This is a genomic window from Chromobacterium sp. CCUG 76385 (assembly GCF_059916625.1).
Genome location: NZ_JAUCGU010000050.1, coordinates 1 through 14,813 on the forward strand (window position 1 = coordinate 1; position 14,813 = coordinate 14,813).

At 65.3% G+C, this 14,813-nt stretch carries 13 protein-coding genes; 8 read left to right on the forward strand and 5 right to left on the reverse strand.

Going from position 1 to position 14,813, the window contains the following annotated elements; translation table 11 throughout:
* Nucleotides 1-100 precede the first annotated feature (100 nt).
* From QUG01_RS19300 to QUG01_RS19315, 4 genes are all read right to left on the reverse strand, one after another.
* Complete coding sequence (locus QUG01_RS19300; RefSeq protein ID WP_500831510.1) at nt 101-1,555, reverse strand: aminoacyl-histidine dipeptidase; 1,455 nt, start codon at nt 1,553-1,555, stop codon at nt 101-103.
* 173 nt (nt 1,556-1,728) lie between these two features.
* Complete coding sequence (locus QUG01_RS19305; RefSeq protein WP_500831511.1) at nt 1,729-3,048, reverse strand: metallopeptidase TldD-related protein; 1,320 nt, start codon at nt 3,046-3,048, stop codon at nt 1,729-1,731.
* Nucleotides 3,045-4,505, reverse strand: a complete 1,461-nt coding sequence (locus tag QUG01_RS19310; protein ID WP_500831512.1) for a TldD/PmbA family protein — start codon at nt 4,503-4,505, stop codon at nt 3,045-3,047. Before QUG01_RS19310 ends, QUG01_RS19305 begins: the two co-directional genes overlap by 4 nt.
* Nucleotides 4,506-4,586: 81 nt before the next feature.
* Nucleotides 4,587-5,159: a nuclear transport factor 2 family protein gene (locus QUG01_RS19315; protein WP_500831513.1), complete on the reverse strand. Its 573-nt coding sequence runs from the start codon at nt 5,157-5,159 to the stop codon at nt 4,587-4,589.
* Between QUG01_RS19315 and QUG01_RS19320 the strand changes: the two genes are divergently transcribed.
* The 4 genes from QUG01_RS19320 (at nt 5,154) to QUG01_RS19335 (ending at nt 8,085) form a co-directional block, all read left to right on the forward strand.
* Nucleotides 5,154-5,720, forward strand: a complete 567-nt coding sequence (locus tag QUG01_RS19320; protein ID WP_500831514.1) for a TetR/AcrR family transcriptional regulator — start codon at nt 5,154-5,156, stop codon at nt 5,718-5,720. The two genes, QUG01_RS19315 and QUG01_RS19320, sit on opposite strands and share 6 nt — an antisense overlap.
* A gap of 239 nt (nt 5,721-5,959) precedes the next feature.
* Nucleotides 5,960-6,454, forward strand: coding sequence for a prolyl-tRNA synthetase associated domain-containing protein (locus QUG01_RS19325; RefSeq protein ID WP_500831515.1), 495 nt, complete (start codon nt 5,960-5,962; stop codon nt 6,452-6,454).
* 226 nt (nt 6,455-6,680) lie between these two features.
* A complete protein-coding gene (locus tag QUG01_RS19330; RefSeq protein WP_500831516.1) occupies nt 6,681-7,280 on the forward strand; it encodes a PadR family transcriptional regulator in 600 nt (199 codons plus the stop codon).
* Between the two features lie 10 nt (nt 7,281-7,290).
* Nucleotides 7,291-8,085, forward strand: a complete 795-nt coding sequence (locus QUG01_RS19335; protein WP_500831517.1) for a siderophore-interacting protein — start codon at nt 7,291-7,293, stop codon at nt 8,083-8,085.
* Nucleotides 8,086-8,106: 21 nt separating this feature from the next.
* Here QUG01_RS19335 and QUG01_RS19340 read toward each other — a convergent pair whose 3' ends face one another.
* Entirely contained in the window at nt 8,107-8,985 is an 879-nt protein-coding gene (locus QUG01_RS19340; RefSeq protein WP_500831518.1) for a LysR family transcriptional regulator, read from the reverse strand.
* A gap of 97 nt (nt 8,986-9,082) precedes the next feature.
* On the opposite strand from QUG01_RS19340, the gene QUG01_RS19345 reads away from it, so the two are divergent.
* The 4 genes from QUG01_RS19345 to QUG01_RS19360 are packed head-to-tail and all read left to right on the forward strand — an operon-like array spanning nt 9,083 to nt 14,744.
* Complete coding sequence (locus QUG01_RS19345) at nt 9,083-10,582, forward strand: NADH-quinone oxidoreductase subunit L (RefSeq protein ID WP_500831519.1); 1,500 nt, start codon at nt 9,083-9,085, stop codon at nt 10,580-10,582.
* Nucleotides 10,575-12,953 (forward strand): YbcC family protein, encoded by a 2,379-nt coding sequence (locus QUG01_RS19350; RefSeq protein ID WP_500831520.1) that lies wholly within the window; start codon nt 10,575-10,577, stop codon nt 12,951-12,953. Before QUG01_RS19345 ends, QUG01_RS19350 begins: the two co-directional genes overlap by 8 nt.
* Nucleotides 12,943-13,758, forward strand: coding sequence for a DUF6671 family protein (locus QUG01_RS19355; protein WP_500831521.1), 816 nt, complete (start codon nt 12,943-12,945; stop codon nt 13,756-13,758). The genes QUG01_RS19350 and QUG01_RS19355 overlap by 11 nt, the downstream gene beginning before the upstream one ends.
* 14 nt (nt 13,759-13,772) lie before the next feature.
* Nucleotides 13,773-14,744 (forward strand): L-threonylcarbamoyladenylate synthase, encoded by a 972-nt coding sequence (locus QUG01_RS19360; RefSeq protein ID WP_500831522.1) that lies wholly within the window; start codon nt 13,773-13,775, stop codon nt 14,742-14,744.
* The last annotated feature ends 69 nt before the right edge of the window (nt 14,745-14,813 follow it).

The window sequence follows — 14,813 nt, forward strand, 5'->3', positions numbered from 1 at the left end:
GACTGGGTATCCATCATCACGCTCCTGGTGAGAGGCTTACTTCAGTGTAGTTACCAACTTACAATTGGGACATAGCCTTTTTTATTCCAGGGCGTCGCAATCAACGCTTGGGGATGGCTTTCAGCACCGCCTGCAGCAGCTGCCAGGCCTTGCCCACCGATTCCACTTCCACCCGTTCGCCCGGCGCGTGTGCGCCGCGGATGTTCGGGCCGAAGGACACCATGTCCAGATTCGGGTACTTGGAGCCCAGAATGCCGCATTCCAGGCCAGCGTGGATGACTTGAACTTCGGCTTCGCCGCCGAACTCCTGACGGTATACATCCTTGAACAGCGCCAGCAGCTTGGATTGCGGATTCGGCGCCCAACCCGGATAGCCGCCTTCCATTTCCACCTTGAACGCGGCCAGCTTGAACAGGCTTTCCACTTCGCGCGCCAGCATCCAGGTGCCGGAATCCAGCAGCGAACGCACCATCAGGTTGGCGAAGACCTTGCCGTCGGCGACGGTCACCACGCCCAGGTTGTTCGAGGTTTCCACCACCCCTTCCACGCGCTGGCTCATGCGCTTCACGCCATGCGGCGCGGCATGCAGCGCGGACAGGATGGCGGTTTGGTCGGCGCGGGCCAGCACATCGGCTGCGGCGGCGGCCTCGGACAGCACCACCACGCCCTCGTCCACGCCGGCCAGTTCGAAGCGCATCAGCGCCTGGAAGGCGTCCAGCTTGGCCGCCACCTTGGCCGCGTCGGCGGCCGGATAGGCCACCACGGCAAAGGCTTCGCGCGACAGCGCGTTGCGGGCGGTGCCGCCCTTCAGCGAGGCCAGGCGCAGGTCGGTTTCCGCTTCCAGCTCGCGGATCAGGCGGATCAGCAGCTTGTTGGCGTTGCCGCGGCCCAGGTGGATGTCGGCGCCGGAGTGGCCGCCTTTCAAGCCCTTGATGGTCAGGCTGGCAGTCTGGAAGCCGGCCGGAACCGCTTCAGCGGCGTATTCGCGGCTGACGTTCACGTCCACGCCGCCGGCGCAGCCCATGTAGAACTCGCCCCACTCTTCGGTATCGATATTGATCAGGTACTGGCCTTGCAGCAGGCCGGTTTCCAGCCCCAGCGCGCCGCCCATGCCGGCCTCTTCATCCAGCGTCAGCAGCACCTCCACCGGGCCGTGGGCCACATCGTCGCCCGACAGCACCGCCATGCCCAGCGCCACGCCGATGCCGTTGTCGGCGCCCAGCGTGGTGTTCTCGGCGACCAGCCAGCCATCCTTCAGCACCGGGCGGATCGGGTCTTTGAAGAAGTCGTGCTCGGTGCCGCTATTGGCCTGGCACACCATGTCCAGATGGCCTTGCAGCACCACGCCGGCGCGGTCTTCATAGCCGGGTGTGGCCGGCTTGCGGATGATCAGATTGCCCACCTGGTCCACAATGGTTTCCAGGCCGCGCAGCTCCGCCCAGCCTTTCATGTAGTCGCGCACCTGCTCTTCATGCTTGGACGGGCGCGGAATGTCGCACAGGGTTTGGAAATGTTCCCAGACGGCTTTGGGTTCGAGTTGGGCGATATCGGTCACAGCGTATTCCTTGATTCGGTGTCGCGACGCGGCCGATTTCAAGCACTGCCACGTCGCCGTATACTACATTCGCCATTGCGGCGAAGGCCGGAAAAATAGTGTTTCACTTTAACACGATGCCGCGGCAACGTCATGCCCATTGCCATGATCGCCGCCGCGGTAGGCGTGTGGTTCTACAGGCTGAAACGCAAGGATTTGACCAAGGCGCCGGGCAGCAGCTTGCTCTGCGTGGCGCGGCCGCCGTAGCTGCCGGCATCCACCAGCAGTTCGCGCTCGGCCGTCAGCGCCTCCAGCTGCTCGCCCAGCAGGCTGAACAGGCTATCGTCAAAGCGCATCACGCCCAGCGGCGCGACGATCTTGCCATCTTCCACCCAGAAGCAGGCAAAGCGTGTCATGCCGGTGATGCGGCAGGCCGAGCGGTCGGAAAAGTTCAGATACCACAGATTGGACAGGTAGACCCCGGCGCCCAGCGCTTGCAGCGCCTGATCGCGCGGCAGATCGCCGGCTTGCAGCTGCATGGCCTCGGCAAACTCCATGCTGCCCGTATTGGGCTGCAAGCCATACTCGCGCGCGCTGCGCGGGTCGATCAGGCTGTTGCGGTGCTCGCCGCCGGCGATCAACTCCACGCGCTCCGGCCGGATGAAGCCTTCGCGCTGGAACAAGGGCGACAAGCCCTCGCCGCCCGCCTCCGCCAGATGCACCAGCGGCGACAGCTTGACCTCGCCCTCCGCCAGCTTCAGCAGCGGACTGCGCTTGCTGCGGACTTCCTTTTCCGACACCCCGCCCCAGTTCAGCATGTTCAGCAGCGCGCCCAGCGCGCTGGGCGTGAAGTAAGCGCGATACTCGCCCGGCTCCAGCGTCTTCACCGGCAGCTTAAGCCACTCCAATTGCCCAGCCGCCTCGTCGATGGCGCGGCCCAGGGCCGCCCCGTCCCAAGCCGTGCCGGCCTGGCTGCGCTTGACCGCCTTGTCGCCATGCGAATACAGGCTCCAATCGAAATTCCAGCTCTCGCCTTGCTGCCAGTTGAACTGGCCCAGATGGTTGGCGAAGCCGAAGCTCATCTCGCCGCTGGCCAGGATGCCCACCAGATCATGGCATTCCGCCGCGGCCAGAATATCGGCGACCATGCTTTCCGCCGGCGGCAGCGTGTGCTGGGCGATGCGCTCGCTGCTTTGCGGCTGTTCGTTCAGCAGCAGGAAAGGGTCGTCCTGCACTTGTTCCAAGGCCGCGCGCAATTCCGGCAATGCCGCCTCGAGCAGCGCCAGATCGTCCGCGCCGCCGCTGAGCGACAATTGTTGCGTGGCCTGGCGCTGGCCTCGGATCAGCCGCATGTCCAGATACGCCTGCTCCACCGCTCCGGCTTGCCTGACCTTGCCGTGATTGAAACGGACGAAATCGGTCCGTCCCGCCTCCAGCCACAAGGTATAGCCTTCCCCCTCACGCAGCAGGCCGCTCAGCGCCGCCGCCAATGCTTGCAAATGCGCGCGCATCATGCCGCTCCTCCAAATACGTCCACGTCGCCGAATACGCAGGCCGGCGAGGCGTGCCCCACTCGCACCACCTGGTTAGGCTCCCCCTTGCCGCAATACGGCGTGCCCATCACATTGAAGGTGCTTTCATCGCCCACCGCCTTCAGCGAGCGCCAGAAATTGGCGGAAATGCCGCGATAGTTGGGATTGCGCACCACGCCTTTCAGCTCGCCGTTCTCGATCAATTGTCCCCACTCGCAGCCGAACTGGAACTTGTTGCGCGAGTCGTCGATGGACCAGCTGACATTGGTCTGCATCAGCACGCCGCGCTCGATGCCGGCCACCAGCTGCGCAAGGCTTTGGTCGCCCGGCTCCACGTTAAGATTGGCCATGCGGTCTATCGGCGCCCGATTCCAGTTGCAGGCGCGGCTATTGGCCACGCCATCCAGCGCAAAACCATTGAGACGGGCGCGCGCGGCGGAAATGTCGCCGCCCAGCGGCCTCTCCAGAATGCCGTTGCGGATCAGCCAGACCTTCTCGGCCGGCTTGCCGTCATCGTCCCAGCCATAGCTGGCCAGTTCGTTGCTCAGCAAGGGATCAAACGTGACATTCAGCAATTCGGAGCCATAGCGGTAATGGCCGAACATGTCCGGCGTGACAAAGCTGGTGCCGGCATAGTTGCGCTCGTCGCCCAGGATGCGGTCCAGCTCCAGCGGATGGCCTATGCTCTCGTGGATTTGCAGCATCATCTGTTCCGGCATCAGCAGCAGATCCATTTTGCCGCTGGGGCAGTTCGGCGCGTACAGCAGTTGCAGCGCCTCGTCGGCCACGCGGCGGCCTGCGCCGCGCAGGCCGGCCTCGGCGATCAGCTCCAAACCGCCTTGACGGCCCAGACCGCCGTACTGGCCGCCCAGGCTGCGGGTTTGCACCCGGCCCTCGGCAAACGCGGTCACCACCAGGGACGGCGTCAACGCGCGCAGATGCTGCTCGGCTTCGCCGCCGTCGGAAGTCAGATACAGCTGATGGATGTCCTGCCGGAACAGGCTGGCCGACCAATCCACCACGCGGCTGTCGTCGCCCTTGGCGGCGGCCGATTCGCTCAGCAGCAAGTCCAGCAGGGAAGCGCGCGGCCATTCGGACGCGGCGTCGCTGCCCGCGCCCTGATAACGGCCTTGCGGTTTGGGCAGTTGAATCTGCCGGTAATCGAACACGCCATGACTGGCGGTGGCGCGCGCCCAGCCGCGGGCGCGCTCAAAGGCGGCGCGCAGGCCCGCTTCGCTCAAATCGGCGGTAGCGGCATAGCCATAGCCGCCGCCATCGCACACGGCGATCATCGCGCCGCGATCATGGCGGCGGGTCAGCGGCTGCTGCCGCCCCTGGCGGACGGACAAGCGCTCATTGTCTTCCTCCACATAGCGCAAGGAACAGAAATCCGCTTGGGGCTGCAGCGCCTGGAAGCGCCGACGGATGGTTTCAAGCATGGATAGCTCCAGACAAGGAAATGCCAAAGGCATTCATACTAATCAGTCACACCTTGCCCTGTCCATCGAATGTTGCAGGCTTTACAAACCCAATTCGCTCAGTCCGGGATGGCCATCCGGACGGCGGCCCAGTGGCCAGAAGAACTTGCGCTCGTCCTCACGAATAGGCAGATCGTTGATGCTGGCGTGGCGATGCGTCATCAGGCCATCTGCCGCGAACGCCCAATTCTCGTTTCCATAACTGCGGTACCACTGCCCGGCATCGTCATGCCATTCATAGGCAAAGCGGACGGCGATGCGATGGCCATCATGGGCCCATAACTCCTTGATCAAGCGATAATCCAACTCACGCCGCCATTTGCGCTCCAGCAGCGCCTGCGCTTGCGCTCGGCCCTGCGGAAAATCGACGCGGTTGCGCCAGCAGGTGTCCGGACTGTAGGCCAGCACGATGCGCGCTGGGTCGCGGCTGTTCCAGGCATCCTCGGCCAGCCGGATTTTTTCGATGGCGGTTTCACGGCTGAATGGCGGCAATGGCGGGCGGATTTCCAAAATGCTTCTCCCCTTGACTGTGTTTTGACGAAGTAGACAGGTCTGTCTGCTTTGCATCAGCCTATACCAAAGTAGACAAATCTGTCTACAATCATCGCCATGCATACCCCAGCCTCCAGCCGCACCGCCGAATTGCCGCCACGCGAGCGCATTCTTGCCACTGCCCACCGCCTGTTTTACCTGGAAGGCATCCGCGCCAGCGGCATAGACCGCATCATCGCGGAGTCCGGCGTCAGCAAAGTCACCTTCTACCGCCACTTCCCCAGCAAGAACGAATTGATCCTGGCTTATCTGCAGCAGCGTCACCTGCTATGGATGCAGTGGTTTCAGGATGCGCTGCATCGCCATGCCGAAGCCGGCCCGGCGGCGCTGGCGGAGGCCTTGGCGGAATGGTTCGCCAGCGCGGACTTCCGTGGTTGCGCCTTCATCAACGGATTGGGCGAAACCCCTGCCGATCCCGCCGTGGCCAGTGCGGCCCAGCGCCATAAAACGGAGATGCGCCAAGCGATAGCCAGGCTGCTGCCGGAGGGGCCCCGGCAGGCGCAGCAAGCCGGCATGCTGGCGCTTGCGGCAGATGGCGCGATTGTACGCGCGCAGATCGAGGGCTCGCCGGACGCGGCGATAGCGGAGCTCCGCCGGATGATCCCATTGCTGACGGCAAGATGACGTTAGCCGGGCAGACATGCTAGGGGCTGTTGACGTTTGGAGAGTGGCGCGCCGGGATGCATTTTGCGGCGAATCGAGGCGTTTCGCGCGCCGCATAGTCATTCTCTGCCAGCGCGGAACAACGAAGAGTCGGCGCGAAAGGCACCCGGCCCTGCGGGTTTGGCGAAGCTCAAACGCGATCCACTCACCAAACGTCAACAGCCCCTAGCTTCGAGTGACACAGAATCAGGAGAATCATCATGGAACATGCCCTGTATCGCCTGCTGGATGAGCAGCGAATCCGCTACCAGCGTTTCGAACATCCGCCGGTCTATACCTGCGAAGAAGCGGCGCGGCTGATCCCTGAGCTGCCCGGCGCGGAATGCAAGAATCTCTTCCTGTGCGACGCCAAGGGGCGCAGTCACTTTCTGGTGGCCGTGCCCGCCGAAGCCGGCGTCGACATCAAGGCGCTGGGCGATATGCTGGGCGTCAAAGGCCTGCGCTTCGCCTCGCCGGAGCGGCTGAAGAAATACCTGGGCTTGGAGCCGGGATCGGTCACCTTGTTGGCCGCCGTCAACGACCATGATCAGCACGTCTCGATTGTGGTTGACGAGACGTTGTGGGCGGCGGACGCCATCCTGTGCCACCCGTTGGTCAACACCGCCACCTTGAGCGTGCCGGTGGCCGATTTGGCGCGGCTGCTGGCCCACTGCGGCCACTCGCCGCGCATTCTGGCCGTGCCGCGCAGAAGCTAACGTCCTTATCCTGACGCCATCGGCACTTCCTTGCTTTGCGCCTGCCGCCTGTCCCGTCTGATTCATCGGCAGGAGGCGGCTCGTGCCATTCCCGCCTCAAGCTCCCTCCTCGCCTATCGCCAAACATGCGGCAACGAAGGCGCCCTGCCGCGGCAAGCTTTACCTTGACAAACAATCTTACGATATATATCTTAAGTAACGTATCTTACGATATAAAGAGAGTGTCATGAAAGCAAAACGCCTTTTCCATTTATGCGCGCATGCCTTTGCCCGTGGCCATGGCGGTCGCGGCCACCGCGGCGGCGACGGCGAAATGACGCGCGGCCGCAAGTTCGGCGCGGACGACCTGCAGCTCTTGCTGCTGGCGTTGATCAATGAGCAACCGGCTCACGGCTATGAGCTGATCAAGGAGCTGGCCAGCCGCTCCAACGGCTATTACAGCCCCAGTCCAGGCATGGTTTACCCGGCGCTGACCTATCTGGAAGAGCTGGGCCAGGTGACAGTGGCCGCCAGCGGCAACCGCAAATGCTACTCCCTCGCCCTGTCGGGGCAGAATCGGCTGGCGGAACAAAAAGAGCATGTGGAACTGATGCTGGCCAAGCTGCGCCATATCGGCCGCAAGATGGAGCTGGCGCGCCGCGCCTATGCCGGCGAGGAAATCGGCGAAGACGGCGCCGCCGGCTGGACCAAGGAAATGATAGAAGCGCGCCGCGCGCTGAAACATGCGCTGCTAATGCGCGATCACGCCGACGCCGAAGAGCAGCGCCGCATCGCCGCCATTCTGCAACGCGCCACCGCCGAGATCATCGGCCAAGCTAAATCCTAAGGAGCGCCGCATGACTCAAGACCTGACGATACAGAAACTGCGCCACGCCACTCGCTTCCGCCTGCTGCAAGTCAGCCGGGTAACGCGGCTGACGCCCGCCATGCTGCGGATCACCCTGAGCGGCGACGAGCTGGAAGGCTTTGTTTCCGCCTCCTTCGACGACCATGTCAAGCTGTTCTTCCCCGCTCCCGGCGAAACCATGCCGGCCGCGCCCCTCATCGGCGAGAGCGGCATGAGCTTCCCGGCGGATCGCCCGAAGCCGGCCATGCGCGACTACACCCCACGCCGTTACGATGCGGCCAAGGGCGAACTGGATATCGATTTTGTGGTGCACGCCGGCGGCGTCGCCGCGCAGTGGGCGGCAAATGCCAAGCCTGGCGACTATCTGGGCATAGGCGGCCCGCGCGGCTCGCGCGTGGTGCCGACCGGCTTTGACTGGCACTGGCTGATAGGCGACGAATCGGCGCTGCCGGCCATCGCCCGGAGGCTGGAAACATTGCCTGCCGGCGCCCGCGGGCAAACGTGGATATTGGTGGATGACGAGCATGGCCGGCTGCCGCTTGCCGCGCCGGCCGGCGTCGAAATCATCTGGCGCTACCGCAAGCGCGGGCAGGATCTGCTGCAAGCCATTGCGCAGACTGCCCTGCCCGCTGGCGAAGGCTATGTATGGGCCGCGGGGGAAAGCGGCGAAATGCGCCCGCTGCACAAGCACCTGCTGGCGCAAGGATTGGATAAGGAGCGGATGCGCGTGGCCGGCTACTGGAAGCGCGGCGACGCTGGGGCGCATGAGAGCATTTCCGACTGAAAACCGGCGGCCATCCACTGCTCATGCCGCCACGCTGCGCAGCAATTGCGTCAACAGCGGCGGCAGATAGCGCCGCTGCACGGTAATGGCATAAAACGTCTCTTCTACCTCAGGCACCAGGCAATACTGCTGCAGCAAACCTTTCTCCAGCTCGTCGCGCACCACGATGGCCGGCAGCAGCGCCACGCCGCCCGCGTCGCGCGCCAGCAGACGCAGCATGGCCATGTCGTCCACTTCCGCCCGTATCTGCGGCTTCCAAGCCATTTCCTCGCACAGCAGGTCGAAGCGCAGACGGATCTCGCTCTTGCGGCTGGGCACCAGCAAGGGCAGACGCGTCAGATCGCGCTCGATCTGGAAATCCTGCCCCGTCTCCAGCGGCGGCCCCACCAACACCACGGGCTGGCGCGCCAGGGTGCGGCAGCGCCAGGCCTGTTTGTCATCGGCCAGCACCGGCCGATTCGACAGCACCACGTCCAGCTCGTGCGCCTTCAGCCTGGCCAGCAGCTCCTCCAGGCTGCCCGCCTCCAGCATCAGCCGCACCTGCTGCTGGCGCAGCACCGGCTGCAAGAACCAATCCTGGAAATTGCGCGACAAGGTCGCCACGCTGCCGATGCGCAAGGTGCCGCCGCTGCCTTTGCTGGATGCCGCGCTGGCCAGCAGCTCGTTGCCCAGGGCGAAAATCTCCTCGGCGTAACGCATCACCACCGCGCCCAGTTCGGTCAATTGCAGTTTGCGGCCTTCGCGCAGGAACAGCGGCTGACCCAACTGCTCTTCCAGCTGGCGTATTTGCGCGGACAACGCCGATTGCGAGACATGCAAACGCTCGGCGGCCCGGGTGAGGTGCCCCTCGCTGGCCACCGACCAGAAGTAATACAGATGGTGATAGTTGAGTCGGCTCATTGTTCTTTATTAAAGAATGAAAACTAATATTTAATCTATTTTACTGAACATATTGATTAGGGCAAAGTGCCGGCATGCTTTAGACGGAGCTTCTACTATGCCCTTCTCCCTCTCCGCCGCTCTGCCCGTCGCCATCGCGCTGGCCTGGTTGTTGCCCGCCTGCTGGCCAGGCTCTGCCCTGCGCACGCATTGGCGGGCGGCCGAAGCGGCCGCCCTCTTGGGCGGCTTGTTGCTGTTGCCTTTCGCTTGGTTTGCTCCATCTGCGCCCTGGTTCGCCGCTGCCTGGCTGATGCAGGCGCTGATTCAGCTACTGGGTTGGATGGTGCTGCGCTATTCGCGCCGCTACATGCAAGGCGAGCCCGGCCAGCACCGTTTCCTGCGCGCGCTGGGATGCTTGCTGGCTTCCGTCACCTTGGTCGTGCAAGGCACCCATCTTTTGCTGATGCTGGCTGCGTGGATAGTGTGCAGCCTGGCGCTGCAAACGCTGCTGACTTTTTACCCCGGCCGGCCTGCCGCCCAGCTGGCGGCGCGGCGAGAATGGCGCGCCAGCCGGCTGGCGGAGCTGCTGCTGATCGCCGCCGGACTCGCCTGGATCTGCGCCGGCGGCAGTTTGGACCTGACGGCAGCCGCAACGGCGCCGGTCTCGATCGAAAACCACGGCTACGCCACGCTGGCTGCCGTGTTGCTGGTGGCTGCGGCGGGCATCAAGACCGCCCAGCTGCCCTTCCATGGCTGGCTGACCCAGGTGATGGAAGCGCCCACGCCGATTTCCGCCCTATTGCATGCCGGCGTGGTGAATCTGGGCGGCATCGTGCTGATCAAGGCTGCGCCCTTGCTGCAAACGGCGCCTGCCGCCAATGCGCTGCTGATGCTGTGGGGCGGCCTGAGCGCGGCAGTGTGCTGCCTGGTGATGCTGACCCGCATCAGCGTCAAGCTGCGGCTGGCCTGGTCCACCTGCGCGCAGATGGGCTTCATGCTGCTGGAAATCGGCATGGGCCTGTATTCGCTGGCGCTGCTGCACTTGCTGGCCCATTCGCTGTATAAGGCGCATGCCTTTCTGAGCGCAGGAAATGCCGTGCGCGACAGCGCCGCGCTGCGTCTGGCCGGCGGCGACGAAGCAGATAGTCTGTCTGCGCACCTTGCGCGCGGCGCGCTGGCCGTATTGGCGCTGGCCGTTTCGCAATGGCTGTGGCAACGCTGGCTGCCGGCTGCCGCCGTGCCGCCTCTGTTCTGGCTATGCATGGGGCTGGGCATGGGCGTGTTGCTGCGCGGCCCGGCGGGCCTGTTGGCGACGCTGGCGCTGTGCCAATCCTATCTGCTGCTGCATGCGCTGGCGTCGCTGGCGCTGCCGTGGCACGGCCAGCTCCCCGCAGCGTGGAGCCAATGGCTGCTTGGCGCGATTTTTGCCGCGGCCTTCCTGCTGCAGGGCGAATTGCTGCGCCACCCGCAAGGCTGGCTGGCGCGGCGGCTCTATCCGCATGCCTTCGCCGGCTTTCATCTCGACGAATGGTGGTGCATGCTCGCCTGGCGCCAGCCCCGGCCGCAGACGCCGATCCCATCCTGGCAACTATCGCTGAAAGGAGGCCGCCATGACTAAGCTCGCCGCGCCATGGCAGCAGGCCGTGGAACAGGCCTTATCCGCCATCGCTCCGTCCTGGCCCTTGGACAGCCTGGTGGCCAGCTCGCCTTACTGGGGCTTGCGCGATCGCGCCTTCAAGCAGGCAGCCGATACTCTGCTTCACGTGGCCAACAGCCCGCTGCACCTGCCGCAAAGCGAATACCTGGCCGCCTGGCGCAGCGGCGAAATCACGCGCGATGCCTTGCAGACCGCGCTGAACGAGACCGGTTGGGCCGATTCGCTGGAAGCCTGGCTGGAACGGGCATGCCAGTCTTTCACGCCCCCTGCGGCGCCCCCCCTTCTTACCGAGCTCTGCTCCGCCCCTGCCGGGCCGATGAGCGCCCAGCGCTGGACCGATGTCGTCATTCAGCAGATCAGCCAGTATTGCGCCGCCTGGTTCGATCGCGACCAGGCCAACTGGCACTTGTCGCATGAGCAAGGGTTTTACGCCGCCTGGCGGGAGCAGATGCGCCATCCCTATGGTTTGACCGCATCGCCGCAGATGCGGGAACGTTTGCGACAGCACGCGATACGTCTGCCTGCCGATGCCGAGTCCATGCTGGCCTCCGGCATCGCCCAGTTGCAGCCCGATGCCGACTGGGCCGCGCCGTGGCTGCAAGCGCTGTTGATGCGCAACAATGGCTGGGCCGGCTGGTGCGCCTACCTCGCTTGGCAAGCCCAACTGGCGGGCGAGAACGATAGACACTTGCAAGAACTCTTGGCCATCCAGCTGGCCTGGGAATGCCTGCTGGACGATGGCCGGCGCGACGCCGACAGCGCCTGGGCGTCTTGGCGCCATGCGTGGCAACATCATGGCGACTGCCGCGCCAACCCGTTTGCCGCAGTCTGGCAGCGCGCGCACGAGCTGTCCCTGCACGTGCCGCTGACGCAGGCGCTGTGCCGCCCCTCGCCGGCGCAAACCGGCACGCGCCCGGCTATGCAAGCCGTGTTCTGCATCGATGTGCGCTCGGAGCCGCTGCGCCGCGCGCTGGAAGAAACCATTCCCGCATGCCACACCCATGGCTTCGCCGGCTTTTTCGGCCTGCCGCTGGCCTACCGGCCGCCGGGCAGCGAATCCGCTCAGCCGCGCCTCCCGGTCCTGCTTGGCCCTGCCTGGGAAGCCACCACGCCCGCCTCCCAACCGCGCCCGGCGCGGCTCCGCGGGTGGCAGACCTTCCAGCGCTCTCCCACCGCTGGTTTTGCTCTGGTGGAAAGCATGGGCCTGGGCAAAATCGCCAGCTTGGCCAGCCGCAGCTGGCCGCGCGCGCGCCAGGCCCAGTTGCCGGATCTGGACCCGTGGCTGAACCGGCGCGACGCCGCGCCGATGCCGCAAGCCTCGCTGCCGCTGGAGCAGAAGGCCAAGCTGGCGGCGGGCTTGCTGCCGGCGATGGGTCTGCATGGCGCGCTGGCGCCCTGGGTGCTGCTGACCGGTCATGCCAGTCATGCCAGCAATAATCCGCAAGCCGCCGCGCTGCAATGCGGCGCCTGCGGCGGCCATGGCGGCCACCAGCATGTCCGCCTGCTGGCCAACTGGTTGAACGATCCCGCGCTGCGCGCGCTGCTGGCCGAGCAAGGCCAGCCTATCCCGGCGGACACCGTTTTCCTGCCGGCGCTGCACCTGACGCACAGCGATGAAATCCTGCTGCTGGACACCGATGCGTTGGCGGCCGATGTCCGCGCCCGCCTGCCAGCGCTTGAGGCGCAATTGCGCGACGCCTGCGCATTGGCCAGACGGCGGCGCGCGCCGGCGGTCAATCTCGACGCCAGCCTCAGCGATCAGGCCTTGCTGCAAAAAATGCGGCAAAAAGGCGATGACTGGGCGGAGACGCGCCCGGAATGGGCGCTGGCGGGCAATGCGCTGTTCATCGCCGCGCCCCGCGGCAAAACCAGAGGCATGGACCTGCAAGGCCGCGCCTTCCTGCATGATTACGATTGGCGGCAGGACGCGGACGGAAAAGGACTGGAAGCCATTCTGGCCGCGCCCATGGTGGTGGCGCACTGGATCAATATGCAGTATTTCGCCTCCACGGTGGATCCGCGCCGTTTCGGCAGCGGCAACAAGCTGCTGCACAATGTGGTGGGCGGCCGCATCGGCGTATTCGAAGGCAATAGCGGCGACTTGCGCATCGGCCTGTCCTGGCAGTCCGTGCACGATGGCCAGCGCCTGCGCCACGCGCCGCTGCGGCTGGCCGCCTGCATCGACGCCCCGCCGGACAAGCTGGCCGCCGCCCTGTCCCGCCAGCCGCTGCCAAAGCAGTTGATCGAAAACGGCTGGCTGCATCTGTACTGCGTGCATGGCGAGACGCCGCTGCGTTGGCATGCCGATGGAGGCTGGCAACATGATGCTTGATCGCAAGGCCGCGCTGCTGACCTGCCATGGCAAGCAGGCCGCGCTGGCGCCGGCGCTGGCGGACATAGGCTGGCAAGTCGCACTGGTGGATAGCTTCGATACCGACAGCCTGGGCACATTCACGGGTGAGACGCCGCGCGCCGGCAGCCAGCGCGACGCGGCGCTGGCCAAGGCCAAGCTGGCCTGCGAGATCAGCGGGCTGCCGCATGGCATAGGCAGCGAAGGCAGCTTCGGCGGCGACCCTTGGCTGGGCAGCTGCGCCTGGGCGACGGAGCTGCTGGTTTATTGGGATGCCGCGCGCGAATACGCGGTGGAAGCATGGATCAGCGGGCCGGAAACCCATTACCGCCACTGGGTGCTGCATGACCTGGACGGCCTGCCCGAGCTGTTGCGCCAGGCCGATTTCCCCGCGCACGGCCTGATCGTCGGCCGGCCCGGCGAGCCGGCGTTTGATAAATCGCTGCGCGATGAGCGCGCGCTGCGCATGCACCTGGAAACGCACCTGGCGGCGGGTCCGCTGCATCTGGAAACCGATATGCGCGCCCATCGCAACCCCACCCGGATGGCCATGATCGCCCGCTGCGCGGAGAAGCTGGCAACCAGGCTGGCCAGTTCATGCCCGGATTGCGGCATGCCGGGCTTCGGCGAAATCGCCCCGCTCGCCGGCGCGCCATGCCAGGACTGCGGCGCGCCGACCCGGCAGCCCGGCGTTCGCCGCTGGCAATGCCCCTGCTGCCTGGCCATGCGCCAGGAAACGCTGAGCGCGCCGGTCTCGCCGCAATATTGCGACGTCTGTAATCCCTAACGCGATAGAGAAATATGAAGTCCCTGCACCCTACACCCGAAGACCTGGATCTGGCCGCCTCGCTGTTGCGCCAGGGGCAACTGGTTGCCTTGCCTACGGAAACCGTTTACGGCCTGGCCGGCGACGCCACCAATCCCGAGGCCGTCGCGGCCATTTTCCGCGCCAAGAACCGGCCGGCCGACCATCCGCTGATCGTCCACCTGCCAGGCCTGGATCACTTGATGAACTGGGCTGCCAGCGTGCCCGACCATGCCTGGCCGGTGATCGAGCGCTTCTGGCCCGGCCCCTTGACCCTGGTGCTGCCGGCCAGAAGCGACGTGCCCGCCATCATCAACGCCGCCCAGGATACCGTCGCCCTGCGCTGGTCCAACCACCCCTTGCTGCAACAGGTGCTGGACCGGCTGCAAAGGCCGGTTGCCGCGCCTTCTGCCAATCCGTTCTGCCGCATCAGCCCCACCACGGCGGAACATGTGCGCTCGCATCTGGAAGGACAGATAGCCGCCGTGCTGGACGGTGGCCCCTGCGCGGTAGGCATTGAATCGACCATTCTCGATCTCAGCGGCCCGCGTCCAGCCATTCTGCGGCCCGGCGCCATTACCGCCGACATGCTGGCGCCCTATCTTGATCTGGCGGAAAAGGCGGCACCCGACGCGCCGCGGGTGCCGGGCAACCTGGCCTTGCACTACTCGCCGCGCCAGCCCTGCTACCGGATAGAGCGGGAGGAGGCCGAATCCTCCGCTCTGCAGTGGCAGGAAAGCGCGGTGCTGGCCATCGACGCGCCAAGCCCGGCGCCGGCATGGTTCCGACAAATGCCGTCCACTCCTGACGCCTATGCCCAGGCGCTGTACGCCGCCTTGCACGAGGCCGATGGCAGCGGCTGCCCATCCGTGCTGGTGGTTCTGCCTCCTGACGAGCCTGCCTGGCGCGCGGTGCGCGACCGCCTGCTGCGCGCAGCCCGGCCACTAGGGGCTGTTGACATTTGCTGAGCGGTCGCGCCGGGATGCATTTTGCGCCGAATCGAGGCGTTTCGCGCGCCGCATAGTCATTCTCTGCCA